This is a genomic window from Burkholderia sp. BCC1993, from assembly GCF_905339865.1.
In the GTDB taxonomy this organism is placed as follows: domain Bacteria; phylum Pseudomonadota; class Gammaproteobacteria; order Burkholderiales; family Burkholderiaceae; genus Burkholderia.
Genome location: NZ_CAJPGZ010000009.1, coordinates 115,283 through 138,286, shown reverse-complemented (window position 1 = coordinate 138,286; position 23,004 = coordinate 115,283). Strand labels below are relative to the sequence as shown.

The following is a 23,004-nucleotide window of genomic DNA, read 5'->3' as shown; positions in this document are numbered from 1 at the left end:
AAAATGTTTGATGGAAAGTAACTAAGTTAATACGAGATAGCTTAATCTTCGGGTTCGCACACGTCTTCGGTGTTGAGCCCGGTGCACTAAACAGGGCACGAAGCGAGCGAAACGACGCGCTATCTTGCCAGACTCGCCGGCTTCACAGGCAAGCTGCAAGCGGCTCTCCGGGAATTTTCGGAGAACGGGCGCGAAGCTTACAAATAGATGATGAGACAAATATTCCTGAAAGCTGCTGCCATATCGGGAGTTTCCCTGAGTGGCGCGGACCTGACGCACCGGACCGGCAAACGTTACCACTCGCGCGCCGGTCGGGGCCTCGCACCGCCTTATCGGGCGGAGTCCGACCCCGGCCCGGGCTAACCCGCCCGACTGCTCCATCGCCGACGCAAAGCCTACCCGGCCACCGTGCTCCGGCGCCAGTTCGACCCCCAAGGCGACGCGCGATCCGCGCCGTCCGTTTCAAACGAGATTGATGATGCACGCACCTGTTTCACAGACCCGTTCGTTTACGACGGTCTTCCTTATCGAAATGTGGGAGCGCTTCGGCTACTACGGCATGGCCGCGCTTCTGGTCCTCTTCATGGTCGACCGGCTCGGTTTCACCGACAGCCATGCGAACCTGACCTGGGGCGCGTTCACCGCGCTCGTCTACGCGTCGCCGTCGATCGGCGGCTGGATCGGCGACAAGGTGCTCGGCGCCCGTCGCACGATGATCATCGGCGCGGCCGTGCTGTGCGCCGGCTACCTGATGCTGGCGGTGCCGAACGACGCGCTGGCGTACATGTACGCATCGCTCGGCGTGATCGTCGTCGGCAACGGCCTGTTCAAGGCCAACGCGGCGAACCTCGTGCGCCGCATCTACGAAGGCGACGATGCGCGCATCGACAGCGCGTTCACGATCTACTACATGGCGGTCAACATCGGCTCGACCGTGTCGATGCTCGCGACGCCGTGGATCAAGGATCACTGGGGCTGGCACACCGCGTTCGCGGTCTGCTGCGCCGGCATGCTGCTCGCGATCCTGAACTTCATGCTGATGCACCGCACGCTCGCGCACATCGGCTCGCAGCCCGACGACGAACCGATCCGCTGGAAGCGTCTCGGCGGCGTGGCGGCAGGCGGCGTGGCGCTCGCGCTCGTCACGCTGTACGTGCTGCAGCACAAGCAGCTCGCGGTCGCGAGCGTATGGACGGCGGCGTTCGCGATCCTCGCGATCTTCGCGTACATGATCGCGAAGTCGGAGCGTTCGGAACGCGCGGGCCTGATCGCGGCGCTCGTGCTGATCGGCCAGGTGATCCTGTTCTTCATCTTCTACGTGCAGATGTCGACGTCGCTCACGCTGTTCGCGCTGCGCAACGTCGATCCGCGCTTCATCCTGTTCGGCACGACGCTGTTCACGTGGAGCGCCGCGCAGTTCCAGGCGCTGAACCCGATCTGGATCATGATGCTGAGCCCGGTGCTCGTATGGATCTACAACGCGTTCTCGAAGAGCGGCCGTGACCTGCCGGTCGCCGCGAAGTATGCGTTCGGCTTCGGTGCGGTAGCCGCCGGCTACCTGGTGTTCACGATCAGCGGCCGCTACGCGGTGGACGGCCGCGTGGCGTCGTGGTTCATGGTGTGGGGCTACGGCCTCTACTCGCTCGGCGAACTGCTGGTGAGCGGCCTCGGCCTCGCGATGATCGCCCGCTACGTGCCGGCGCGCATGAGCGGCTTCATGATGGGCGCATATTTCGTCGCGACGGGTGTGTCGCAGTATCTGGGCAGCGTCGTCGCGAACTTCGCGCAGATGCCGTCGCACGACCTGCCGGCCACCGAATCGCTGCCGCTGTACCTGTCGCTGTTCGAGAAGCTCGGCTGGCTCGCCGCGATCGGCATGCTGCTCGCACTCCTGCTGCTGCCGATGATGAACCGCCTGTCGCGCCAGCATCAGCGCTGCGCGGAAGAGCGCCGCGAGGAAGAAGCGGTGCAGGCGCAAGCGATGGCCTCGGCGCAGTAAGTACTATCCCTCGGCGTGCGGCCTGCACGCCACATTCTCCCGCCAGCGCGGCCAGCACGTCCTACACTGGTTGCAACGGCGCATCCGCTCCGTCGTGATGCGCACTGGCGGGAGAAGATCATGAAAAACAAGACGACTCGGCTCTTGAGGGTACTGTCGGACATCCGGCACGCGCAGCGCTGCACCGCATTGCGCGCCGCCCGGGCCGCGGCCGAAGCCGACGCGGTGCTCGCGCAGCAGGACGATCCGAAGTCCGACGAACGCGACGACGCCGAATCCGACGACGCGACCGTCGTCCCCCGCTCCCGTATCGGCTCACCTCACTGAGCGCACCGACACCGCGCGGCGCGTTGCGTGCCGCCTGCGCGTTTTCCCGCACCGCTCACGCGGCCGCGCCGCGCCGGCGTGCGAACCACGTTCCCGAACCGGCCACGGCCATCATCAGCCCGACCGCACATGCGTCAGCCGCGAGGCCCACGCCGAGATGCCGCAGCTCGGCGCCGTTCGCGACCGGATGCAGCAGCGAATCGATGACGAGCGAGATCGCCGCGCCCGCGACGAAGCAGATCAGGCCGCGCCGGCCGACCGCGACGACCGGCTGCACAGCCCGCGCAATGCGCGCGATCCAGCCGTAGCGCACGCAGTCGGCCATCAGCCAGGCAATCGCCGCGAAGCTCACGATGCGCGGCAGCGCGAGATCGCGCTTGAGGATACCTTCCGGCAACGGCAGCCCCGAGAACAGCTTGTAGCTCGCACAACCGAGCACGATCGCGCACGCGACGCCGGTCGCCGCGGCGCTCCACCGCCCGAGCGCGACGTCCCGGTAGAAAGGCTGGCAGCGTGCGAGCACGCCGGCGACGAACATCAGCTGCCACGCGAACGGGTTGAAGTTCCAGCGGAACGCATCGGTGTCCAGCAGCTCGGGGCCGAGCCAGCCCGCCGCGAGCCACGACGTCGCGCCGAACGCGACGAGCAGCCTCGGATGGCGGCGCGCGAACGGCACGATCACCGGCGACGCGAGCGCGAACAGCACGTACATCGGCAGCACCGACGCGAGATACGGCTGGCGCTGGAACGTGAGCAGTTCGGCGAGACCCGTGAGCGGCGACGCGAGCATCACGCTGACGTCGTCGAGCGCGAGGTTCGGCGCGTCGATCCCGTAATGGTCGAGCACGGCGGACACGACGAGCATCAGCGTCGACGTCGCGAGAAACGCGCGGTAGATCTGCATCGCGCGATGCACGAACCGCCGCTGCGCCGCGCGCGCGCCGTGCCGGTCGGCGATCGCGCCGTACGCGCTCGCGGTCGCGAAGCCGCCGAGGAACACGAACACCTCGGCCGCGTCGCACAGCGCGAATGCATGGAGCGTCACGCGCGACAGCACGCTCGCGCTGATGTGATCGACGACGATCATCAGCAGCACGATGCCGCGGAAGAAATCGACTTCGATCAGGCGGGCGCTACGGGTCGGCGGCATCGGGACGGCAGGCGGCATGTTCAACGACATGGCCGCGCCTGCACGACGACGGTGCGGCACGCACCGGTGGAGGACTCGGGAGGGAGAAGGCGAACGTGATCGGCGGCGCTACGCGTATGCTCGTATCGCGCCAACCCGGCCGGCCCGGCACGGAAATGACCGTTCATGGAAAAGCCGCATACGAAGAGGAGGCGGTCAAATCAGTCTAGCGGCCGGTCGGGGGAGACCCTAAGTAACAAAGTGCAACGGAATCTTCTGTTCGATTACAGGCGTGACATCGGCGATGCAACGCTGGCGAGGCCGCCAGCCAGACGTCAGCTGGACATCAGCGCGATGCCAGTTCGACGCCGGCATCGCGGGACACGACGCAAGAAATGCGCGCTGCGCGGCACGTTCGTTGCCGCCGTCACACCGCCGGCCGACGACGCTCAGCCGCGCACCGGCAAACGCCGCATCAGCATCGCGCTGTGCCACGCGGTCAATGCGACGGCGGCCCAGATCGGCCCGTACGTCGCGAGCTGCGCGACGTTCAGCGTCTCGCCGAGCAGCAGCAGCGACACCGCGACGAGCAGCACCGGTTCGACGTAGCCGAGGATCCCGAACAGCGCCATCGGAAGCATCCGGCTCGCCTTCAGGTAGCTCGCGAGCGCGAGCGTGCTGAGCACGCCGAGCCCCGGCAGCAGCACGGCCCACAGCAGCGGATGGCTGGCGACCGACGTCGCGCTCGCCGACACCATCGCGAACGCGACCGGACACAGCAGCACGATCTCGAGCGCGAACGCGGCCAGCGAATCGGCGTTGATCCGGCGGCGCAGCACGAAATACGGCGGATAGCCGAGCGCGACGACGAGCGTCGGCCACGCGAACGCGCGCGTCGCCCATACCTCGTGCGCGACGCCGAGCGCCGCGCATGCGACCGCCGCCCATTGCAGCGGATCGAGCCGTTCGTGATAGTAGAAGCGGCCGACGAGCACCATCGTCAGCGGCAGCAGGAAATAGCCGAGCGACACTTCGAGCATGCGGCCGTGCAGCGGCGCCCACAGGAACAGCCACAGCTGCAGGCCGAGCAGCGCCGCGCTCGCGGGCAGCGCGACCAGCAGGCGCCAGTCGCGCACGCCGCGCCGCACGAGTTCGACGAGCGCCGGCCAGCGGCCGCGCAGCGCGATCAGTGCGAGCGCGCCCGGCGCGGTCCACAGGATGCGCCACGCGAAGATGTCGAGCCCCGTGAGCGGCGCGAGCAGTTTCGCGTAGGCGGACATCAGCGCGAACAGCGTCGACGCCATCACCGACAGCGCGATGCCGCGCCCGGCCTCCGGATACCCCGTCATGTTGTTTTCGCCTTACGCCTTACTGCTGCTGGAAGCGCTCGAAGCGCTTTTCGACGTGGCGCTCCTCGAACGTCACCTCGGTCACGCGCGCGGACGGCGGCCCGTGGCGCAGCCACGCGAGCATCCGGTCGATCTGCGCACCCGGGCCCTGGATCATCGCCTCGACGCTGCCGTCCTCGAGATTCGCGACCCAGCCGCGCAGCTTCAGCGCATGCGCCTCGCGCACCGTCGCGTGACGGAAACCGACGCCCTGCACGACGCCGCGCACCCGCACGTAGTAGGTCTCGATCCGTTCGTCCAGTTCATTGCGGCTCATCGCGTCGCCCTCCCGTCGTGCAATCCATTCAAGCCCGGCATTGTAGACGCGTCAGCCGCTTCGCACACGTGCCCGGCCGGCGAGCCGCGCGCGGCCCGCGTCGCCCGGTGCGGCCCCGCGCGGCGCTCGCGGCGCTCGCGTCGCCGGTCGCGCCGACCACGTACAATCTCGCCGACGCACAACCGCCGCGCCGCCCGCGCGCGGCCCTGAAGGAAACGCATGACTGATACCTCCCGCGATCTCGTTCTCGTCACCGGCGCGTCCGGTTTCGTCGGCTCGGCCGTCGCACGCATCGCGCAGCAGAAAGGCTATGCGGTGCGCGTGCTGGTGCGCCCGACCAGCCCGCGCACGAACGTCGCGGATCTCGACGCCGAGATCGTCACCGGCGACATGCGCGACGAGACGTCGATGCGCGCCGCGTTGCGCGGCGTGCGCTACCTGCTGCACGTGGCGGCCGACTACCGGCTGTGGGCGCCGGACCCGGACGAGATCGAGCGCGCGAACCTCGAAGGCGCGGTCGCGACGATGCGCGCGGCGCGCGCCGAAGGCGTCGAACGGATCGTCTACACGAGCAGCGTCGCAACGCTGAAGGTCACGAGCGCCGGCGATCCGTCCGACGAGAACCGGCCGCTCACCGCCGAGCAGGCGATCGGCGTGTACAAGCGCAGCAAGGTGCTGGCCGAGCGCGCGGTCGAGCGGATGATCGCCGACGAAGGGCTGCCGGCCGTGATCGTCAACCCGTCGACGCCGATCGGCCCGCGCGACGTGAAACCGACGCCGACCGGCCGCATCATCGTCGAGGCCGCGCTCGGCAAGATTCCCGCGTTCGTCGATACCGGGCTGAACCTGGTGCACGTCGACGACGTCGCGCACGGCCACTTCCTCGCGCTCGAGCGCGGCCGGATCGGCGAGCGCTACATCCTCGGCGGCGAGAACCTGCCGCTGCAGCAGATGCTGGCCGACATCGCGCAGATGACGGGCCGCAAGGCGCCGACGATCGCGCTGCCGCGCTGGCCGCTCTACCCGCTCGCCGTCGGCGCGGAGGCCGTCGCGAAGTTCACGAAGAAGGAGCCGTTCGTGACCGTCGACGGGCTGCGGATGTCGAAGAACAAGATGTATTTCACGTCCGCGAAGGCCGAGCGCGAACTCGGCTACCGCGCGCGTCCGTATCGCGAAGGACTGCGCGACGCGCTCGACTGGTTCGGCTCGGCGGGCTACCTGAAGTAACACAAAGCGGCGTATTTCACGCCGCTTTGCGCACTTTGTTACACGTCGCTGACGGACCGGCACCGGCGCAGCGGTTAAAATCGCGGGTCTTACGCAGAGAAGACACGCATGAACCTGAACGAACAGATCGATTCGCTCAACGCGGGCGTCGATCAGCTCCTCCACGATCACCACGCCGCGCAGCAGGCGGCACGCAGCGCGGAAGCGTTCGCGCGCGCCGCCGCGGCGGAAGCCCAGGCCGCAGCCGCACGTCACGCCGCCGCGGAAGCCGAAGCACAGGCCGCCGCGCAGCGCAACACGGCCGCAGCCGCCGACGCCGATGCCGCGCAGCAGCGCCACGCCGACGCCACCGCCGCGGCCGAAGCCGCCGCCCAACGCCACACCGAAGCCGCCACGCAGGCCGAGGCCGCCGTCCAGCGGCACGCCGAAGCGACCGCGCTGACCGAGGCGCTCGCGCAGCGCCACGCTGATGCCGAAGCCGCGTCGCAGCGTCATGCGGCCGCGATCGCCGAAGCCGAGGCCGCCGCGCAGCGTCATCACGCCGCCGCGACCGAAGCGGACGCGGCCGCGCAGCGTCATGCAGCGGCCACCACGGAAGCTGAAGCCGCCGCGCAGCGCCATGCGGAAGCGGCCGCCGAAGCCGAGGCCGCGACGCAGCGCCACGCGGCCGCGATCGCCGAGGCCGAGGCACTCGCGCAGCGTCATACGCAGGCTATCGCCGAAGCGGAAGCCGCTGCGCAGCGCCACGTCGAGGCAACCGCCGAAGCCGAAGCGATCACGCAGCGTCACGCCGAAGCGATCGCGCAAGCCGACGCGGCCGCGCAACGCCATGCGGAGGCGACCGCGGAGGCCGAGGCCGTCGCGCAGCGTCATACCGAAGCGATCGCGCAGGCCGAAGCGGCCGCCGAGCAGCACGCGAAGGCGATCGCCGACGCGGAAGCGCTGGTCGAAGCCGTCGTGAAGGACGCCGCGACGAACGCGGCAGCTTTGGCCACCGAGCCGGCCGTCGCGGCTGACGTGGTCGAACCGGCCGTCGAGTCCGCCGTTGAGCCGATGACGAACGCGACCGCGCCGGCTGCCGCCGATGAAGTCGCCGCTGCGGCGGCCGACGCGATCACCGACGTCGTCGCGACCGCCGCTGCCGACACCGCGATCGAAGTCGCGCCCGCGGCCGAAGCAGCCGCCGACGCCCCCGCGGACAAGGCGACGCTGCACGTCGCGCGCCCGTCGCAGAACGAACTGACGCTGACCGTCAACGGCCAGTCGATCACGTTGCACCCGGAGCAGCTGGGCCAGCTGATCGAGGAACTCGCGCATGCACGCGCGTCGATGCAGCCGGAACCGCCGCCGGGCATCCCGGCCGGCTGGCGCTTCGTGACCACGAAGAACCCGATGATGGCCGTGCAGAAGCAGTCGAACGGCGATCGTCTGCTGGTCGCGCGCCACACCGGCTACGGCTGGGTGCCGTTCACGTTCTCGCCGGATGTCGTGATCCAGATGTACATGATGCTGACGCAGCGGTAAGCGCGCGCGGCGACGCCGTAAGCGAAACAGCCCGATCGGTTTGTGCCGATTGACCTACACCCCGAGGGTCGGATTTCCCATCCGACCCTCGGGGTGTTTTTCATTACGATAACCCGCTTGGAGATTCAAGAGCCGGGCACTCATCGCGGATGAGAATCCTTGCGTAGAGTCACTGTGATTCTCATCGCGGCAGTGCCCGATGATTGGTTCACAACCTGAGATGAATTCTATGTCGAAGATTTTGAGATCCCGGCGGGCGTCCAATAAATCAAAATCGCGCGACCTCCCCTGACAACATTTAACAATTCGACTGCGTTCACGTTAATAAGACAAGTTTGATTATTGGCCGCCGCATATCTGTCAAGACTGACAGGTTTCTGAATGGCTTGATTGACAGCATCAAAAGCAGTTCGTAAGGTTGAATCTTTTGCGGTGCAACGGCTGGCTTTTGCAATTGTCCGGATGCATTCGGTGCGCGACCGGAAAATTGAAACGCCGGTCGACAAGCGGGGTAAGCTGCACGGTACGGGTGACCGTCGAGACCTGAGAGCACAAAACAACGATGAATCCAATAGAACTTGTCCGCGCCGTATCGGCGCAGTTTCCGAACTTTGAAAGGCTGCTGTCCGGATTTACGCAATCTCGCCGGTTGCTGCAAGTGCAGTTTGCGCGATCGATCGGCCTGCCGGGCAATGCCGTCTTGCCGCACCAACTCACAGCACGCGAAGGTGTTTGCGAGTCGCTCAGGTTCACCCTGCAAGCGCTATCCAGCGATATTTCAATGCCGTTGAAGGCATTCATCGGTGCGCCCGTAGCCTTCCAGGTTGGCGACATCGCTGGCACCGAGCGAACCATTTGCGCAATCGTTTGCGAAGCACGTCAACTGGCCGCCGACGGTGGCTTCGTGCTTTACGAATTTGTATGCACCGACGCGCTTTCATTGCTTGATCGACGGGTGACGTGGCGCGTATTCCGCGATGCATCCGTCGTCGACATTTCGCATGCGATCATTCACGAGCATACGATCAGCAATCAGGTCATCGGTGCAGCGTTTCGACTCGATACAAGTGCGCTCGGCACCTATCCAAGTCGTGGGTTCACGATGCAGGCGAAGGAAAGCGACCTCGCATTCATGACTCGCTTGTGGCGTCGCGAGGGCATTAGTTGGTACTTCACGCATGCGATCGAGAACGGCGCACCTGTTCACACGTTGCACCTTGTCGATAAAGTCAATGCATGGAAGGCAAACCCGGCTGGTCTTGTACGCTTCAATCGCGCGGATGCGACGGAGCCGAACGACACGATTTTCGCGTGGGAGGCATATCGAGAACTTGCCCCCGGTGCCGTATATGCCGCATCACATGATTATCAAACCGCCGGTGTCAAACAACTCGACGCCACGACTGCACAGGATCAAGGCGAACACGGCAAAGCCCTGGCCGCGACGCTAACCCAATATTGGTACGATTCGCCGCACGTCGCGGAAAATGCCGACCACTACGAACAGGTTATGCAGCGTCGCCAGCTTGCGCTCTCGCAAGGTGCAAAGCACTTTGCAGGCCAAAGTGTCGTCCGGGCATTCGTGGGTGGCGCAGGCACGGTATTTTCGATGGCCGGCCATCCGGAGATCGACGGGCATTCGGCCGAAGACCGTCGATTCGTGTTGACGCATGTGGAAACACGTGTGCGAAACAGTCTTCTCCCGAATTCCCCCGGAAAAGGCAGGTTCGAAATCGAAGAAGAGAGTCCGATTCTCAATCGCTTCGAGTGTGTTCGAGCATCGACGCATATCGTCCCGATGTGGGACGCGTCCCGCGTCCCGGCTGTCGGCCCAATCAGTGCTCGCGTGGTTGGAAACGGCGAAGTTGATGTAGACGAACAAGGGCGAATATGCGTTCAATTCCTGTTTGCTCGACGAGACGATCATCCCGATAGCGGCGCAAGCGGCACGCCGCGCGATTCCGCGCGTGTGCGCGTCGCGCAACCGTGGGCGGATGCGCAATCCGGAACAGCGTTCTGGCCGCGCGTCGGTTCCGAGGTTCTCGTTCTATTCATGCAGAACGATCCGGACAAGCCGATCGTAGTTGCAAATATGTTCGACGCGCGGCATGCGCCCGTGCAATTCGCCAGTGCGGGTAATCTGCCCGACAATGCACCGCTATACGGTATCCGGTCGAAGGAAATTGGCGGCCTTGGCTATGGCGAACTGCAATTCGATGACACGACGGCACAGACTAAGACCAAGCTATCCTCAGAACACGGCAAAACTCAACTCAATCAGGGCTGGATAGGCCATCCTCGCGACAAGGGTGCATCGGAAAAGCGCGGCGAGGGTTTCGAACTTCGCACCGATCTAGCGGGAGCGATTCGTGCCGCACGCGGGATGCTGCTTTCGACGGATGCCCGCAACAATGCCAGCGGACGCGTGCTGGATCGCGCGGAATTGACCGGTCAATTGGAACTCGCGCTGTCCATCGCGAAGAGGCTCAGTGAACTGTCGTCGACGCATGATGCTTACGAGACGGATACCGGTCCACAAGAGAAGTTGACGAAAGGCATTCGTGAGTGGGCGGACGACGGCGGGGCGGCGGCGATCGGCGTTACTGCGCCGGACGGTATCGCGATGTCCAGTCCTGCAAACGTTCTTGCTGTCGCCGGCGGGAATGTCGAATCGGTAGCCGCTCAGGATGCAAATATCAGCGCCGGTCGGCGCATTCTGATGCGCGCCGCGCAGGGGCTATCGGCATTCGCCAAAGCCGGGATGAAGCTTATGGTGGGATCGGGCGACTTAACCATTCAGGCACACCAAGGCAAGGGCGAAATCGGCACGTCCGAGCGCCTGCACATTTACTCGCTCGAAAAACTGATTTTGGAAGCACCGGAGCTGGAACTGCGAACAAACGGCGCGGTGATAAAAATCGCGAATGGAAAAATCGTCCAGTCGTCGACCGGTGAGCATCGGATTGAATCGAGCGGCTTTCAGGCTGTCACGGGCGGCGGCGGCACGGCCGACCTACCGAACATGCCGACTTCATCAATGAAGACGGATGAACGATTCAGGGTAGTCGGGCCGGATGGCAAGGCGCATGTCGGGCTTGCTCACAAGGTTCTGGACGACGCCGGAGGTATTCGGGATCAAGGAACGATCGCAGAAGATGGCACACATTCAATGATTGCCAAAGATAGCGAAATTCGCCCCGTGTCGTTCAGACCGGTTGACTAAGCGCACTGAAGAAGATCAATACAAATGGCCACCGCTGAAACTGCTAACGAGCATTCCGAATCCGGAACCAAGCAAGCTTACCGCCGTGTACCGCTACGATTCGACGAGAACGGCAACCCCTACTTTGATAGTGTCATGAGCCCCGACTCATTCAAGGTATGCGCCCTTTGCACCCTGCCGCCACGACATGTCATCCCCATTATCTTCGTGCCCGGAATCATGGGAACAAATCTCTGCTCGAATGACAAGACGAAGAAGGCCGGCGAACCGGCATGGCGTCCGCCGAACGGCAAGATGGCCGGTTTAGGCGAATGGTTCCGGCGACTGAATCAAAGCGCAGCAGATCGGCAAAAACAAGTGGGACCTGAGCGTGTGATGGTCGACAAGAGCGGGAAAGTTAGTGTTCCACGCAACGTGTGGACATTGACAAATGACGAAGCAAAGCGGCGTGGCTGGGGCGAACTCCACTTCGATAGCTACGGCGGAATTCTCGCCGAACTCGAATCTGCACTCAACGAGCCATACCTCGAAACCGAATTGCCGTCCGATCCACAAAGGCCGAAGGAAATATGGAGCGTCGCACAAACACTCGAGCGCGTGGTCAAGGGCAAGAAGATCGACGTTCGCGCAGAATGGAATCCGCAAGGCGTGACAATCGAACCGCTCGCGCCCGATGAATTTTCGCGAGTGTCCAAGTATTACTATCCCGTGTGGGCGTGCGGCTACAACTGGCTTGCATCTAATGATGCGTCGGCAGACCAACTCATCGACCGCATCAACGAAGCATTAGCGTATTACCAAAAGGGTTCCTACTGGATTCCTATGGACAAGGTCATCATCGTCACGCACTCCATGGGCGGCCTTGTAGCACGGCGCGCGGCACAGAAGCTCAGCGAGCGGTCCAGCAAAGGATCGGACAGCGATGACGATGATTGGATGAACGCTACCGCGCAAGACCGTCAACAGTCGGCCGCCACTACCGGCACATCAAACGACGCACCGACAAAGAGCTGCGGGAAGGCGGGACCGGATACGATCTTGGGCATCGTTCACGGTGTACAGCCTGTCGGTGGAGCGCCTGTCGTCTATCGGCGCTTTCGTGCGGGATGTGAGGTGAACGGATCGTTCAATGTCGAAGGCGCGATGGTAGCCGTGGTGATGGGTTGGAGTGCAGCCGATATCGTATGTGTCATGGGAAATTCTCCCGGCCCGCTCGAATTATTGCCAACGAAACATTTCACGCCCGGCTGGTTGCAATTCGTACGGCCCAGTTACGGCGGAAAAACGGAGGCAATGAAACCCATGCCGATTGCCGATCCATATGCGGAAATCTATGCGAAGAGAGTAACGGATAATTGGTGGGGAATGGTTGATCCAAAACTCATCAATCCGGCCAACCTGAAACTGGACGACAAAAACGATCCGTACCAGCATTACAAAAATCAACTCGCGAAAGCGATGGATTTTCACGATAATTTAGAACTCTACTGCCATCCGACCACATATGCCTATTATGGAGCCGACCCCAAGCAAGTTTCGTTTGGCGAAATTGTATGGTCGACAAAGGACGAAATTGGAGCCGAATTCGAATGGATTCTGAAAGACATTGTTTCGGAAAACTTCGATAATTTTGGAAAATCGAAGCTTTCCTTCGGCACACAAAAAGTAATTTTCAAATTGGAAGAAGCACCACCACCACCGAAAGATGGCGAAACTGGAAGTGACAGGACCTTTTCCGGCGATGGTACGGTGCCATTTGATTCCGGCACCCTGATTTCGGAAAGTGGTACCAAGCCTGTAACCTTCCGGATGACCGGCTTCGACCACCAGATGTCCTACAACAATGGAGCGGTGCGCGAGTGCGTTGCCTGGTGTATCGGAAAGATCGTTCAATTGGCGCCCCCGATTCAATGATCTTCTAATCCATGAAAGGAAATTCATGAAAGTACGACGACTACTTGAGATCACATTGGCGTTGTTTTCAATGACCTGCGTGGCTGGCGAATCGAATATGAATGAAGCAAAAACGTATTGCGTTGGACGATATGTGGTCGACGTCCCGACCAACGCCGAACTATATGCACAGATGGGCGAATACATGTATGGCCTCGTCGCATCGACGCGCAGCATACCTGACCTACCCTCGTTTCAAGAGAAAATGAAGAATCGCGAGGCAGCCTTCAAGGCAGGCAAAGATAAAGAAAAATACTCTTTAGATCATGCCATTCATCCAAGCCCAAGTAGCGCGTTGTTCGAGATATCGCGCACTCTATTCGGCAGCCCGAACGTTGGCGCAGAAATATACAAATGGGACAAAGGTATTACATTCTACTTTAGAAGCGTTTCGTTTTTGCCGAGAGATTATCCAGCAATTGTCGAAAACATACAAAAGCGCTACATCCCGAGCCTGCGTAGTCGGTCGGTAGACGACATCCCGACGCAAAACGGCTTTTGCGTGCGCGACGGATTCTTTGCCGACGAAGGACGGACGCCACAACATGAAGTGGCGTCGATCTCATTTCGTTTCCCGAGCACACCGGGCCTCGTTGTACATATCTCGACGACGACAGAAGAACCGGATAGCAAATCGCTGCTCAATCGGGTAGACAGCGGAGCCGTACCTTCAGGATTTCAGTCGCTCGTCAGCGGAATCAGGACACTACGTCGTGGCGAACATGACGTAAACGGTCGCAAGGGAGAAGAAGGTTTATGGTCACTGCCGACCGATTCCGGCTTTCGGGCATATCAGTTCAAGTGGCAAGCGCAAGGCAATCATCTTCAACCGCTTAAACCAACGCTTACTGTTGAGCTAACGACACGGGACGATCAACGTCCAAATCTGTCGGATGAACAATTGACGAACCTGTTCGACGCGATTGTGAACTCGGTACGTCTACGTCCGACCTCCGGTGCGGCAAAGGTAAGCGACACTGAAGTGTCGCCGGTGCCACTCAATACTATTGTTCGAACGGGAGCAACGTGTCCGCGCAGCGGATGGTGGACATGCCCCGAAGCTAACGGCCTACCGATCGCAGGGGGAAGCCGACAATACTTCGAAATGGGAACGACCATGCCATCGGTTGAAGTATTGAACCAATCCGGCATTCTGGACCGCTTACTGGGCCGAAAAGTGAATCATCACGTGCCGACAACATGGACGCTTGTCGCAATCGACGATGTTGCGCCGCCGGGCCCGGCGAATCCGGGAAATAAAGCAGACTGATGCGTAACGTTATTCGAGTTGGCGACGCGACCGACCATGGCGGACAAGTCGTGGGTGGCGCATCAAATTTCGACGTGGACGGGAAAGCGGTCGCACGGAAGGGAGACCGCTGTATCTGCCCGATTGACGGACATCAGGTCTGCGTAATCGCGGAAGGCGATCCGAATTTCGTGGTTGAAGGCCGCCCCGTGGCGCTCGATGGGCACAAGACGACTTGCGGCGCCGTACTGCGTACCAGCATGTCGGGATTCGGAATCACCTAATCATTGGTATTCGACGTGGCGCAACAGAAACGCAGCATGACCGCCGCACAGTTCCATCTGTTGCGGCTGAATGAAACCCGCATAAGGCCCGAGAATCAACGGGCGTTGTTTGAAATTCTCGTCAACGGGCGATCACAGCGAGCGCTGTCGATGGAGCTAGGCATAAACCGTTCGGCTATGTCCCAGCTCGTGCGGAAAGTCTGGCAACGCTTTCTAGATCTGCCAGACAGCGAGACACGACTGACAACGGTAACCGTCACGATTCCCGCACGGTACGAGACTGCGCTTCATGCCTGGGTGCGCAACGCACACCACTTAGCCGGGATCGGTTCCACGGCATGACGCAGTCGCGCGGCGCTGCCGTAAACGACAAAGCCCGATCGATTCTCAACCGATCGGGCTTTTAGCTTTCCGATACCAGTCCGGAGCAACAACCGGCATCCGCCGGCGTTTGTCAGCGCTCCACCGGCGCCTGCACCCGCGCCTTCCACTGACCACCCTTGCCACGCCAGTAGCGCCACGCGGACGCGAACGTCGCGCCGACGTAGAACAGCGCCACGAGCGGCAGCGCGGGCGCCCACAGCGGCGAGCGCCGGTAGTAGCGCAGCATCGGCGCATACGCGGTGCACATCGACGCCCATGCGAGCCACGCCGGCCAGGCCCGCGCGCCGTATGCGAGCGCGGCCACAGGCGGCACGAGATAGATGATCGTCATCCCGAGCAGCGTGCCGGCGAGCAGCAGCGGCGAATAATGGAGCTGCGTGAACGCGGTGCGCGCGATCATGTTCCAGATGTCGCGCCAGCTGTCGTACGGACGCAGCGACACGCTGCGGTCGGCCAGGTCGAGCCGGATCGGATGCCGGCCGCTGCCGCGATGCTTGATCTGCGCGGCAAGGCTGCAGTCGTCGATCAGCGCGCCGCGGATCGATTCGATGCCGCCGGCCTCTTCCAGCGCGCTGCGCTTGACCAGCATGCAGCCGCCCGCGGCGCCGGCCGTCCGGTTGCGCGGATTGTTGATCCACGAGAACGGATAGAGCTTCGCGAAGAAGAACACGAACGCCGGGATCAGCGCCTTTTCCCAGAATGAATCGCAGCGCAGCCGCACCATCAGCGACACGAGATCGCGCTGTTCGGCCTGCGCGCGCGTGACGAGCTGGGCCACCGCGTCGGGCGGATGGCCGATGTCGGCATCCGTCAGCAGCAGGTAGTCGGCCGGCAGCCCGAGCGTGCGCACCGCGGCGATGCCCTGCGACTGCGCCCACACCTTGCCCGACCAGCCGGCCGGCAGCGGCTTCGCGGCGAGCACCGTCAGGCGGTCGGCGCGGTTGATCGCGAGCGCGGCCGCGCGGGCCGCGGCGGCGGTGCCGTCGTCGCTGTGGTCGTCGACAATGATCAGATGAAAGTCGCCCGGATAATCCTGCTCGAGCAGCGACGTCGCCGCTTGCGCGATCACGTCGACCTCGTTGCGCGCCGGCACGACCGCGACAACGGCCGGCCAGCCGGCCTCGGCCGCGGCGCCGCGCGCTTCCGGCGGCAGGGCCCGCGCGGGCCGCGCGCGCCAGAAGCCGCCGCGCGCGACCAGCAGCACGATCCAGATCAGCAGCGACAGGCCGGACACCAGGAAGGTAATCGCCAGCATCATCGGCACGCCTCCTGCCGGACGCCGGCGCGAGCGGCCCCGGATCGTTCGATCGCAATCAGGGTCGGAGTGAAAACACCCTTGACCGCACCGGCGGCAGGGCAATACGCGTAAGAATCGACGGTCATCGAATGGCCTTGAAATGAGCGCGACGCCGGGCAGCCGGACGGGCTGCCCGCGAAACCGCGCAGTTTACCGGGTTCCGCGCGCGCGAGCGCCGACGCGGCGCTGCGGCGGATGCAACACGGCCGATACAGCACCAGAGCAAGGACGGCCCGATAGGGTTAAAATGCGCGATTAATTCGGGGTTCCGGGGCCTGGCCTGGCCGGTTCGTTCCTGCCTTCATAACATCAAGCCGGGGCGAGCGAGCGGTGCCAGCTCCTCGAACCCCGGCGTCTGTCGTCGGAGTTCGCTCACTTATGCGAGTCATCCTTGCCCAGCCCCGCGGCTTCTGTGCGGGGGTTGTCCGTGCGATCGAGATCGTCGATCGCGCGCTGCAACAGCACGGCGCGCCGGTCTATGTGCGTCATGAGATCGTGCATAACCGGCACGTCGTCGAAAACCTGCGTAATAAAGGGGCTCAATTCGTCGAGGAGCTCGACGAGGTGCCGCACGGCGCCGTGGCGATCTTCAGCGCGCACGGGGTCGCCCAGACGGTCGAACGCGATGCGGAAACGCGCGGGCTCGACGTGCTGGACGCCACCTGCCCGCTCGTCACGAAAGTGCACGTGCAGGGCCGCCAGTACGTCGCGGCGGGCCGCCGGCTGATCCTGATCGGCCATGCGGGCCATCCGGAAGTCGAGGGCACGATCGGCCAGATCCCGGCCGAAGTGATCCTCGTGCAGAGCGAGGCCGAAGTCGATACGCTGACGCTGCCGGTCGACACGCCGGTCGCGTACGTCACGCAGACGACGCTGTCGGTCGACGACACGCGCGGCATCATCGAAGCGCTGCAGCGCCGGTTCACCGACATCGTCGGCCCGGACACGCGCGACATCTGCTACGCGACGCAGAACCGCCAGGCCGCCGTGCGCGAGCTGAGCGGCCAGGTCGACGTGCTGCTGGTCGTCGGTGCGACGAACAGCTCGAACTCGAACCGCCTGCGCGAGATCGGCACCGAAAGCGGTGTACCGAGCTATCTCGTCGCCGACGGCTCGGAAGTGAAGGCCGAATGGTTCGCGGGCGTGCAGACGGTCGGCCTGACCGCCGGCGCGTCGGCACCCGAGGAAATGGTCGAGGATGTAATCGGCGCGCTGCGCGCGCTGGGGCCCGTCGATGTCACGACGATGGCGGGCCGTGAGGAAAAAGTCGAATTCAAGTTGCCGGCGAAGCTTACGCAAGCTGTCGCCCGCGAAGTTTAAGGAGGACATCTCTTGTCTATTCCGCTGCTCCAGCAAGTCCGCGTCGGCGCATACATCATGCGCCAACACCTGTCCGGCAACAAACGCTATCCGCTCGCGCTGATGCTCGAGCCGCTGTTCCGCTGCAACCTCGCCTGCAACGGCTGCGGCAAGATCGATTATCCGGACCCGATCCTGAACCAGCGCCTGTCCGTCGAGGAATGCCTGGAAGCCGTCGACGAGTGCGGCGCGCCCATCGTGTCGATCGCCGGCGGCGAGCCGCTGCTCCACAAGGAGATGCCGGAGATCGTCAAGGGCATCATGAAGCGCAAGAAGTTCGTGTACCTGTGCACGAACGCGCTCCTGATGGAAAAGAAGATGGACGACTACGAGCCGAATCCGTACTTCGTCTGGTCGGTCCACCTCGACGGCGACAAGGACATGCACGACCATTCCGTGTCGCAGGAAGGCGTGTACGACAAGGCGGTCGCGGCCATCAAGGAAGCGAAGCGCCGCGGCTTCCGCGTGAACATCAACTGCACGCTGTTCAACGATGCGATCCCCGAGCGCGTCGCGAAGTTCTTCGATACGCTGGGGCCGATCGGCGTCGACGGCATCACCGTGTCGCCGGGCTATGCGTACGAGCGCGCGCCGGATCAGCAGCACTTCCTGAACCGCGACAAGACGAAGAACCTGTTCCGCGAAATCCTGAAGCGCGGCGAAGGCGGCAAGCGCTGGTCGTTCAGCCAGTCGTCGCTGTTCCTCGACTTCCTGGCCGGCAACCAGACGTACAAGTGCACGCCGTGGGGCAACCCGGCGCGTACCGTGTTCGGCTGGCAGAAGCCGTGCTATCTGGTCGGCGAAGGTTACGTGAAGACCTTCAAGGAACTGATGGAAGACACGAACTGGGACAACTACGGCGTCGGCAACTACGAGAAGTGCGCGGACTGCATGGTCCACTGCGGCTTCGAAGCCACCGCCGTGATGGACACGATCGCGCATCCGCTGAAGGCGTTCGCCGTGAGCCGGAAGGGCATCAAGACCGAAGGCGCGTTCGCGCCGGACATCTCGATCGCGAAGCAGCGTCCGGCCGAGTACGTGTTCTCGCGCCACGTCGAGATCAAGCTCGAGGAAATCCAGCGCGCCGGCAAGGGCAAGCTGCAGAAGCCGGCCAAGCCGGCAACGGCAGCTTAAGCGCGTGTCGCCATGCGGAGGTTCGCGCCTCCGCATCGGCCGGCATCGAAGAAGCGCCACGGAGTTCGCTCCGTGGCGCTTTTGTTTTGTCGGGCTTTGATTGTGTCGGCCTTCGTGCGGGGAGCGGCGCGCATCCTCGCACGCATGAGCGGGCGAGCGCCGCTCGCCTAGTGTCTCGACTCCGCGGCCGCGATCAATTGCCATGCGGTCGGGCCGGGGTCGAGCAGCGGGTCGGACGGTGGATCGAGATCGTGCGGATGCTCGTCGTCGGACGGCAGCGTCTGCCGCTTCGCAATGCCGATCTCGTCGCCGCATACGGTGCATCGATAGATGCCCGCGATCGTCACTTCGCTGCCCGGCGGCAGGTTCTCGCTGAATGTGCGGCCGCTTCCGCACGTGAAGTAGCCGCCGATCCTGTATAGCGCCATCGCTCCTCCTGATCGAAACGGATGCGTTCGCGCCGACACGCACGATCATCACCCACGCGAGGATGGATCGTCATCGACCGAACCCGTTCGGTTCCTGTCATGACATTAGACGGCGAGCGTCGGCGCCGGGGAATGGGACAGGTATGAAACATCGCGCGGGCACCGGTCGCGTCGACGACGCTCAATGCAGAACGGCCGGTTCCCGCATCTTCGCCGCGGCTTGCGCGACGAGGGCCGGCTGGTCGGCCGACGCGAACGCACTGACGTGACGCCACAGCTCGGCGAGCCGGTGCCGCGTGAGCGTCGCGACGCACGCGTCGTTCGCGGCGAGGATGCGCTCGAGCACCGCGCATTCGTCGTCGTGCAGCGTCCATGCGCCGCTTTCCGCCGCGCGCGCGACGCTCGCATCGAGCACGCGCTCCGCGTCGACGCACAGGTCGATGCTCGCATCCGCCGATACCGCATCGTCGAGCGCGAGGAACACCAGGTAGACGCTCGTGCGCAGCCGCATCAGCAACGTTTCGCTGCCGTGCTCGCCGCGCAGCGCGACGAGCGCCATGTGGCATTTCAGCGAGATGTCGCGCACATGTGCGGGCGGCAACGGCAGCAGCCATTCGCGCGTCAGCGGCGGATGGCGACGGCTTTTCCGGACGGCCTTCATGACTCGCTCTCGCGCGCGGACGCATCGTCCGCATCATCCGCATCGAACACCGGCCGTGCGGTGCAGCACGCGTTTGCACCGCGGTTCGCGTCGCGGCTGCCGTTTCGGTGACGCCGCGCGTCGTACACGTCGCCCGGCCGCCGCGCCGCATACGCGTCCGGCAGCCGCCGGAGCGCCGACGGCGCGCGCAACGCGCCGGGGAATCGGTTGGGGCATGCCATGCTTGTCTCCCGCATCAGAACGTGTTCTCGCCTTTCAAGTAGTACGCGGTCTTCACGAAGAACGCCTTTACCGGATGACCGCTCTGCGCGGCGCTGGCCGCACGCGCTTCCATCGCGACCTTCTCCTCCGAGCGGTCGGGCACCGGGTTCCGCACGCGGTCGAGCGCACGCTGCATCGCGAGCGGATAGTTCTGGTTGCCGGCCGTCGTCGCGCGATAGCCGGCGCGCGTCATCTGCATCAGTTGCACGTCGGTTTCGGCACGCGCCGCGGACCAGGTCAATGGCGCGACGTTCGACTGCCACTCGGTGTCGACGGACTGCGCGAAGCTCGCGGCGGGCAGCGCGGCAAGCGCGCCGGACAGCACTGCAAGGGAAACAACGGATCGCATCATGGCCTCCAGATGGTTGTTTCCGCATCGATCTTGGTCGTCGATGCGGTGAAACCATCGTATGTCGCGTGGCCACGTGCTTGAATAGCCGATTCCGCAATTGATATTTTCGGCACCGACAGCCGAGGCGCGATCCGCTTGATTCGCCAATGCCGCCTGAGCGGAATTTCTTTATTTCATTCAACGACCTGATCGCGTTTTCGCAGACGATTCGATGCGGTGCGCGAATCGCTTTTTCAATTTTCGAAATGACGTATTGCCGAAGCGATTTCGGTTCGAGCCCAAGCCGGCAAGGGTTTCGGCGCGATGCCTCGCATCTCGGCTCGCGCGCGAAATACTTCAACGAATCCGCGGTTTCTCTGACGCGCAACCTATTCTTCACGCCGATTTACCGCTTCGCGACAAGACACGTCCGACAAGGACGCGCGATAATTGCGCATCGCGCCGCAGTGACGGCGTTCACGCGTTCCCCATTCTTCTCACGAGTCCCGTCATGGCTGATATCGATTCCACCGCGATCAACAGTTGGCACGCACACGTCTACTTCGACGCCGCCAGCCGCGACGCGGCCTGGGCGTTTCGCCTCGTCGTCGAAGAGCGGTTCGGCGCGATCATCGAGCTCGGCCGCTTTCACGAACGCCTCGTCGGCCCGCATCCGGCCTGGTCGTACCAGATCGCGTTCGACGCCACGCGGTTCGACACCATCGTGCCGTGGCTCGTGCTGAATCACGGCGCGCTCGACATCTTCCTGCATCCGAATACCGACGACGAACTGCGCGACCATCGCGACAGCGCGGTGTGGATCGGCAAGTCGCATGAACTGAATCTCGGCGCGCTGGGAGGCTGACGCGAACGGCGGAACGCGGTTGCGGTCGCGCCTCGGCGCACGCAACATCCACGTTTCGGCCTGCGGTGAAACGTCCGGCGGCGTTGCATCAATACAGTGGTGCCGTTATCCACGCTTGCCGGAACCCACCATGACCCACGCCGACACCGATGCGCACCGCATCCATCGAGACTGGCACGCCGCCGTCGTCGCACGCGACCTCGATGCGCTGATGTCGCTGTACGCGGACGACGCGATCCTCGAAACGCCGCTGATCGTCGCCACGCTGCCCGATCACGGCTCGGGCGTGCTGCACGGCAAGCCCGCGATCGGCGCGTTCTTCGCGGCAGGGCTGCGCAATCCGGGCAACCGGCTCGGACGCTGGTACCGCACGGGCCTGTTCTTTTCGAACGGCAAGCGCCTCACATGGGAATATCCGCGCGAAACGCCGGACGGCGATCAGGTCGATCTCGTCGAGGTGATGGATCTGCGCGACGGGCTGATCGCGCATCATCGCGTCTATTGGGGGTGGGTCGGGTTCAACGCGCTGCGCAACGTCGCGCCAGCGGCCGTTCGCACCTGATGCCGACGACCACGAAGAACACGCGGCGCGCCTGCTCCGGCTGACACGGCCGCCGCATGCAGCCGCGCCTTCGCCTCCGTCCCGCGTCGCTCACGCGACATACATCGCGACACTGACGAACTGGCACAGGCTGCCGGCCAGCACGAAAAGGTGCCAGATACCGTGCCCGTGGCGGATGCGTTCGTCGTTGATGAAGAAGTAGATCCCGGCGCTGTAGATGACGCCGCCGGCCACGAGCCACGCGGTACCCACCGGCGGCAACGCATGGATCAGCGGGCGGATCGCGACGAGCGCGAGCCAGCCCATCAGCACATACAGCACCATCGACACGATGCGCGTGCGTCGTCCGAGCGTGAGTTCCTGCGCGATCCCGAATGCGGCGAGCCCCCAGCTCACGCCGAACAGCGACCAGCCCCACGGGCCGCGCAGCGTGACGAGCGAGAAGGGGGTGTAGCTGCCCGCGATCAGCAGATAGATCGCCGAATGGTCGCACTTCTGCAGGATCGCCTTGAGCCGCGGGTTGCGCACGCTGTGATACGCGGTCGAGATCGCGTAAAGCAGGATCAGCATCGCGCCATACACGCTGAAGCTCACGATCTTGTAGGGATCGCGGTCGAGCGCGCCCATCGTCACCAGCGCGACCAGCCCTGCCACCGACAATACCGCGCCGACGAGATGGGAAATGCTGTTGAAACGCTCACCGACATGCACGACGGGTTCTCCTGCGCGGATTCATCGGAAAAAAGTAGAGCCCTATGATACCGGCGGCCGGATCAAGCCGCGCTGAAGCGGGCCAACCGCCGCAACCACGACAGGCAGCAAACATGCCCGCCCGGCCCGCCGAAAAAAAAAGCGCCGCGAATACCTTCGCGGCGCTTCCTGGTCCGTCACCGGACTGCCTTTACCGGCCGGCTTCGCCGGCCCGGTTCAGCAACACTTCCCTGCCCCCGACCCGTACCGCGCATTCTGACGCTCGCGGAAGAATTCCTCATACGTCATCGGCTCGCGGTCCGGATGGGTGTCGCGCATGTGCGCGACGTAGGTGTCGTAGTCGGGCAGGCCGACCATCAGCCGCAACGCCTGCCCGAGGTAACGCCCCGCGCTGCGCAGGTCGCTGCCGAGATCGGTGAACATCGCGGCCT

At 63.7% G+C, this 23,004-nt stretch carries 23 protein-coding genes; 13 read left to right on the top strand and 10 right to left on the bottom strand.

Going from position 1 to position 23,004, the window contains the following annotated elements; genetic code table 11:
- Positions 1-475: 475 nt before the first annotated feature.
- A complete protein-coding gene (locus U4Y91_RS16755; protein WP_321805967.1) occupies positions 476-1,999 on the top strand; it encodes an oligopeptide:H+ symporter in 1,524 nt (507 codons plus the stop codon).
- 120 nt (positions 2,000-2,119) lie between these two features.
- Positions 2,120-2,326 carry a hypothetical protein gene (locus tag U4Y91_RS16750; protein WP_321805966.1) on the top strand — a complete coding sequence of 69 codons (207 nt, stop codon included), beginning with the start codon at positions 2,120-2,122 and terminating at the stop codon, positions 2,324-2,326.
- A 55-nt stretch (positions 2,327-2,381) separates the two neighbouring features.
- Here the strand turns inward: U4Y91_RS16750 and U4Y91_RS16745 are convergent, their stop codons facing one another.
- From U4Y91_RS16745 to U4Y91_RS16735, 3 genes are all read right to left on the bottom strand, one after another.
- Positions 2,382-3,506 carry an OpgC domain-containing protein gene (locus U4Y91_RS16745; RefSeq protein ID WP_321805965.1) on the bottom strand — a complete coding sequence of 375 codons (1,125 nt, stop codon included), beginning with the start codon at positions 3,504-3,506 and terminating at the stop codon, positions 2,382-2,384.
- Positions 3,507-3,904: 398 nt separating this feature from the next.
- Positions 3,905-4,804, bottom strand: coding sequence for an EamA family transporter RarD (gene rarD / locus U4Y91_RS16740; RefSeq protein ID WP_321805964.1), 900 nt, complete (start codon positions 4,802-4,804; stop codon positions 3,905-3,907).
- Between the two features lie 19 nt (positions 4,805-4,823).
- Positions 4,824-5,120 (bottom strand): acylphosphatase, encoded by a 297-nt coding sequence (locus tag U4Y91_RS16735; protein WP_124486044.1) that lies wholly within the window; start codon positions 5,118-5,120, stop codon positions 4,824-4,826.
- 219 nt (positions 5,121-5,339) lie between these two features.
- On the opposite strand from U4Y91_RS16735, the gene hpnA reads away from it, so the two are divergent.
- From hpnA to U4Y91_RS16700, 7 genes are all read left to right on the top strand, one after another.
- Positions 5,340-6,347, top strand: coding sequence for a hopanoid-associated sugar epimerase (gene hpnA / locus U4Y91_RS16730; protein ID WP_057925559.1), 1,008 nt, complete (start codon positions 5,340-5,342; stop codon positions 6,345-6,347).
- 108 nt (positions 6,348-6,455) lie between these two features.
- Positions 6,456-7,871, top strand: a complete 1,416-nt coding sequence (locus tag U4Y91_RS16725) for a phage tail protein (protein WP_321805963.1) — start codon at positions 6,456-6,458, stop codon at positions 7,869-7,871.
- Between the two features lie 562 nt (positions 7,872-8,433).
- Complete coding sequence (locus tag U4Y91_RS16720; RefSeq protein ID WP_321805962.1) at positions 8,434-11,094, top strand: type VI secretion system Vgr family protein; 2,661 nt, start codon at positions 8,434-8,436, stop codon at positions 11,092-11,094.
- Between the two features lie 24 nt (positions 11,095-11,118).
- Positions 11,119-13,008, top strand: coding sequence for a hypothetical protein (locus tag U4Y91_RS16715; RefSeq protein WP_321805961.1), 1,890 nt, complete (start codon positions 11,119-11,121; stop codon positions 13,006-13,008).
- Between the two features lie 25 nt (positions 13,009-13,033).
- The gene (locus U4Y91_RS16710; protein WP_321805960.1) at positions 13,034-14,317 is read left to right on the top strand and encodes a T6SS immunity protein Tli4 family protein; all 1,284 of its coding nucleotides are present in this window, start codon (positions 13,034-13,036) and stop codon (positions 14,315-14,317) included.
- Positions 14,317-14,580, top strand: coding sequence for a PAAR domain-containing protein (locus U4Y91_RS16705; RefSeq protein ID WP_321805959.1), 264 nt, complete (start codon positions 14,317-14,319; stop codon positions 14,578-14,580). Before U4Y91_RS16710 ends, U4Y91_RS16705 begins: the two co-directional genes overlap by 1 nt.
- Positions 14,581-14,616: 36 nt before the next feature.
- Positions 14,617-14,922: a TrfB-related DNA-binding protein gene (locus tag U4Y91_RS16700; RefSeq protein ID WP_321805958.1), complete on the top strand. Its 306-nt coding sequence runs from the start codon at positions 14,617-14,619 to the stop codon at positions 14,920-14,922.
- Positions 14,923-15,034: 112 nt separating this feature from the next.
- Here the strand turns inward: U4Y91_RS16700 and U4Y91_RS16695 are convergent, their stop codons facing one another.
- Positions 15,035-16,222 (bottom strand): glycosyltransferase, encoded by a 1,188-nt coding sequence (locus U4Y91_RS16695; RefSeq protein WP_321805957.1) that lies wholly within the window; start codon positions 16,220-16,222, stop codon positions 15,035-15,037.
- A 417-nt stretch (positions 16,223-16,639) separates the two neighbouring features.
- On the opposite strand from U4Y91_RS16695, the gene ispH reads away from it, so the two are divergent.
- Entirely contained in the window at positions 16,640-17,581 is a 942-nt protein-coding gene (gene ispH, locus U4Y91_RS16690) for a 4-hydroxy-3-methylbut-2-enyl diphosphate reductase (protein WP_321805956.1), read from the top strand.
- A gap of 12 nt (positions 17,582-17,593) precedes the next feature.
- Positions 17,594-18,754 carry an adenosyl-hopene transferase HpnH gene (hpnH, locus tag U4Y91_RS16685; protein WP_121862078.1) on the top strand — a complete coding sequence of 387 codons (1,161 nt, stop codon included), beginning with the start codon at positions 17,594-17,596 and terminating at the stop codon, positions 18,752-18,754.
- 167 nt (positions 18,755-18,921) lie between these two features.
- Here the strand turns inward: hpnH and U4Y91_RS16680 are convergent, their stop codons facing one another.
- From U4Y91_RS16680 to U4Y91_RS16665, 4 genes are all read right to left on the bottom strand, one after another.
- Positions 18,922-19,182: a hypothetical protein gene (locus tag U4Y91_RS16680; protein ID WP_321805955.1), complete on the bottom strand. Its 261-nt coding sequence runs from the start codon at positions 19,180-19,182 to the stop codon at positions 18,922-18,924.
- Positions 19,183-19,363: 181 nt separating this feature from the next.
- The gene (locus U4Y91_RS16675) at positions 19,364-19,843 is read right to left on the bottom strand and encodes a hypothetical protein (RefSeq protein WP_124666318.1); all 480 of its coding nucleotides are present in this window, start codon (positions 19,841-19,843) and stop codon (positions 19,364-19,366) included.
- The gene (locus tag U4Y91_RS16670; RefSeq protein WP_321805954.1) at positions 19,840-20,064 is read right to left on the bottom strand and encodes a hypothetical protein; all 225 of its coding nucleotides are present in this window, start codon (positions 20,062-20,064) and stop codon (positions 19,840-19,842) included. The genes U4Y91_RS16675 and U4Y91_RS16670 overlap by 4 nt, the downstream gene beginning before the upstream one ends.
- Before the next feature lie 14 nt (positions 20,065-20,078).
- Positions 20,079-20,453: a hypothetical protein gene (locus tag U4Y91_RS16665; protein WP_321806134.1), complete on the bottom strand. Its 375-nt coding sequence runs from the start codon at positions 20,451-20,453 to the stop codon at positions 20,079-20,081.
- A 493-nt stretch (positions 20,454-20,946) separates the two neighbouring features.
- On the opposite strand from U4Y91_RS16665, the gene U4Y91_RS16660 reads away from it, so the two are divergent.
- Together U4Y91_RS16660 and U4Y91_RS16655 are read left to right on the top strand one after the other, a co-directional pair.
- Entirely contained in the window at positions 20,947-21,300 is a 354-nt protein-coding gene (locus U4Y91_RS16660; protein WP_321805953.1) for a DOPA 4,5-dioxygenase family protein, read from the top strand.
- A 130-nt stretch (positions 21,301-21,430) separates the two neighbouring features.
- On the top strand, positions 21,431-21,862 hold the full coding sequence (locus tag U4Y91_RS16655; protein ID WP_321805952.1) for a nuclear transport factor 2 family protein: 432 nt from the start codon (positions 21,431-21,433) through the stop codon (positions 21,860-21,862).
- A 90-nt stretch (positions 21,863-21,952) separates the two neighbouring features.
- On the opposite strand, the gene trhA is transcribed toward U4Y91_RS16655, so the two are convergent.
- Together trhA and U4Y91_RS16645 are read right to left on the bottom strand one after the other, a co-directional pair.
- Positions 21,953-22,573, bottom strand: coding sequence for a PAQR family membrane homeostasis protein TrhA (gene trhA / locus U4Y91_RS16650; protein WP_321805951.1), 621 nt, complete (start codon positions 22,571-22,573; stop codon positions 21,953-21,955).
- Between the two features lie 216 nt (positions 22,574-22,789).
- Positions 22,790-22,996: a YbdD/YjiX family protein gene (locus tag U4Y91_RS16645; protein WP_011881067.1), complete on the bottom strand. Its 207-nt coding sequence runs from the start codon at positions 22,994-22,996 to the stop codon at positions 22,790-22,792.
- Positions 22,997-23,004 lie beyond the last annotated feature (8 nt).

Coding starts and splice junctions, on each gene's coding strand:
- U4Y91_RS16755 (WP_321805967.1), top strand. CDS start 476: ATGATGCACGCACCTGTTTCACAGACCCGTTCGTTTACGACGGTCTTC.
- U4Y91_RS16750 (WP_321805966.1), top strand. CDS start 2,120: ATGAAAAACAAGACGACTCGGCTCTTGAGGGTACTGTCGGACATCCGG.
- U4Y91_RS16745 (WP_321805965.1), bottom strand. CDS start 3,506: ATGTCGTTGAACATGCCGCCTGCCGTCCCGATGCCGCCGACCCGTAGC.
- rarD (WP_321805964.1), bottom strand. CDS start 4,804: ATGACGGGGTATCCGGAGGCCGGGCGCGGCATCGCGCTGTCGGTGATG.
- U4Y91_RS16735 (WP_124486044.1), bottom strand. CDS start 5,120: ATGAGCCGCAATGAACTGGACGAACGGATCGAGACCTACTACGTGCGG.
- hpnA (WP_057925559.1), top strand. CDS start 5,340: ATGACTGATACCTCCCGCGATCTCGTTCTCGTCACCGGCGCGTCCGGT.
- U4Y91_RS16725 (WP_321805963.1), top strand. CDS start 6,456: ATGAACCTGAACGAACAGATCGATTCGCTCAACGCGGGCGTCGATCAG.
- U4Y91_RS16720 (WP_321805962.1), top strand. CDS start 8,434: ATGAATCCAATAGAACTTGTCCGCGCCGTATCGGCGCAGTTTCCGAAC.
- U4Y91_RS16715 (WP_321805961.1), top strand. CDS start 11,119: ATGGCCACCGCTGAAACTGCTAACGAGCATTCCGAATCCGGAACCAAG.
- U4Y91_RS16710 (WP_321805960.1), top strand. CDS start 13,034: ATGAAAGTACGACGACTACTTGAGATCACATTGGCGTTGTTTTCAATG.
- U4Y91_RS16705 (WP_321805959.1), top strand. CDS start 14,317: ATGCGTAACGTTATTCGAGTTGGCGACGCGACCGACCATGGCGGACAA.
- U4Y91_RS16700 (WP_321805958.1), top strand. CDS start 14,617: ATGACCGCCGCACAGTTCCATCTGTTGCGGCTGAATGAAACCCGCATA.
- U4Y91_RS16695 (WP_321805957.1), bottom strand. CDS start 16,222: ATGATGCTGGCGATTACCTTCCTGGTGTCCGGCCTGTCGCTGCTGATC.
- ispH (WP_321805956.1), top strand. CDS start 16,640: ATGCGAGTCATCCTTGCCCAGCCCCGCGGCTTCTGTGCGGGGGTTGTC.
- U4Y91_RS16680 (WP_321805955.1), bottom strand. CDS start 19,182: ATGGCGCTATACAGGATCGGCGGCTACTTCACGTGCGGAAGCGGCCGC.
- U4Y91_RS16675 (WP_124666318.1), bottom strand. CDS start 19,843: ATGAAGGCCGTCCGGAAAAGCCGTCGCCATCCGCCGCTGACGCGCGAA.
- U4Y91_RS16670 (WP_321805954.1), bottom strand. CDS start 20,064: ATGGCATGCCCCAACCGATTCCCCGGCGCGTTGCGCGCGCCGTCGGCG.
- U4Y91_RS16665 (WP_321806134.1), bottom strand. CDS start 20,453: ATGCGATCCGTTGTTTCCCTTGCAGTGCTGTCCGGCGCGCTTGCCGCG.
- U4Y91_RS16660 (WP_321805953.1), top strand. CDS start 20,947: ATGGCTGATATCGATTCCACCGCGATCAACAGTTGGCACGCACACGTC.
- U4Y91_RS16655 (WP_321805952.1), top strand. CDS start 21,431: ATGACCCACGCCGACACCGATGCGCACCGCATCCATCGAGACTGGCAC.
- U4Y91_RS16645 (WP_011881067.1), bottom strand. CDS start 22,996: ATGTTCACCGATCTCGGCAGCGACCTGCGCAGCGCGGGGCGTTACCTC.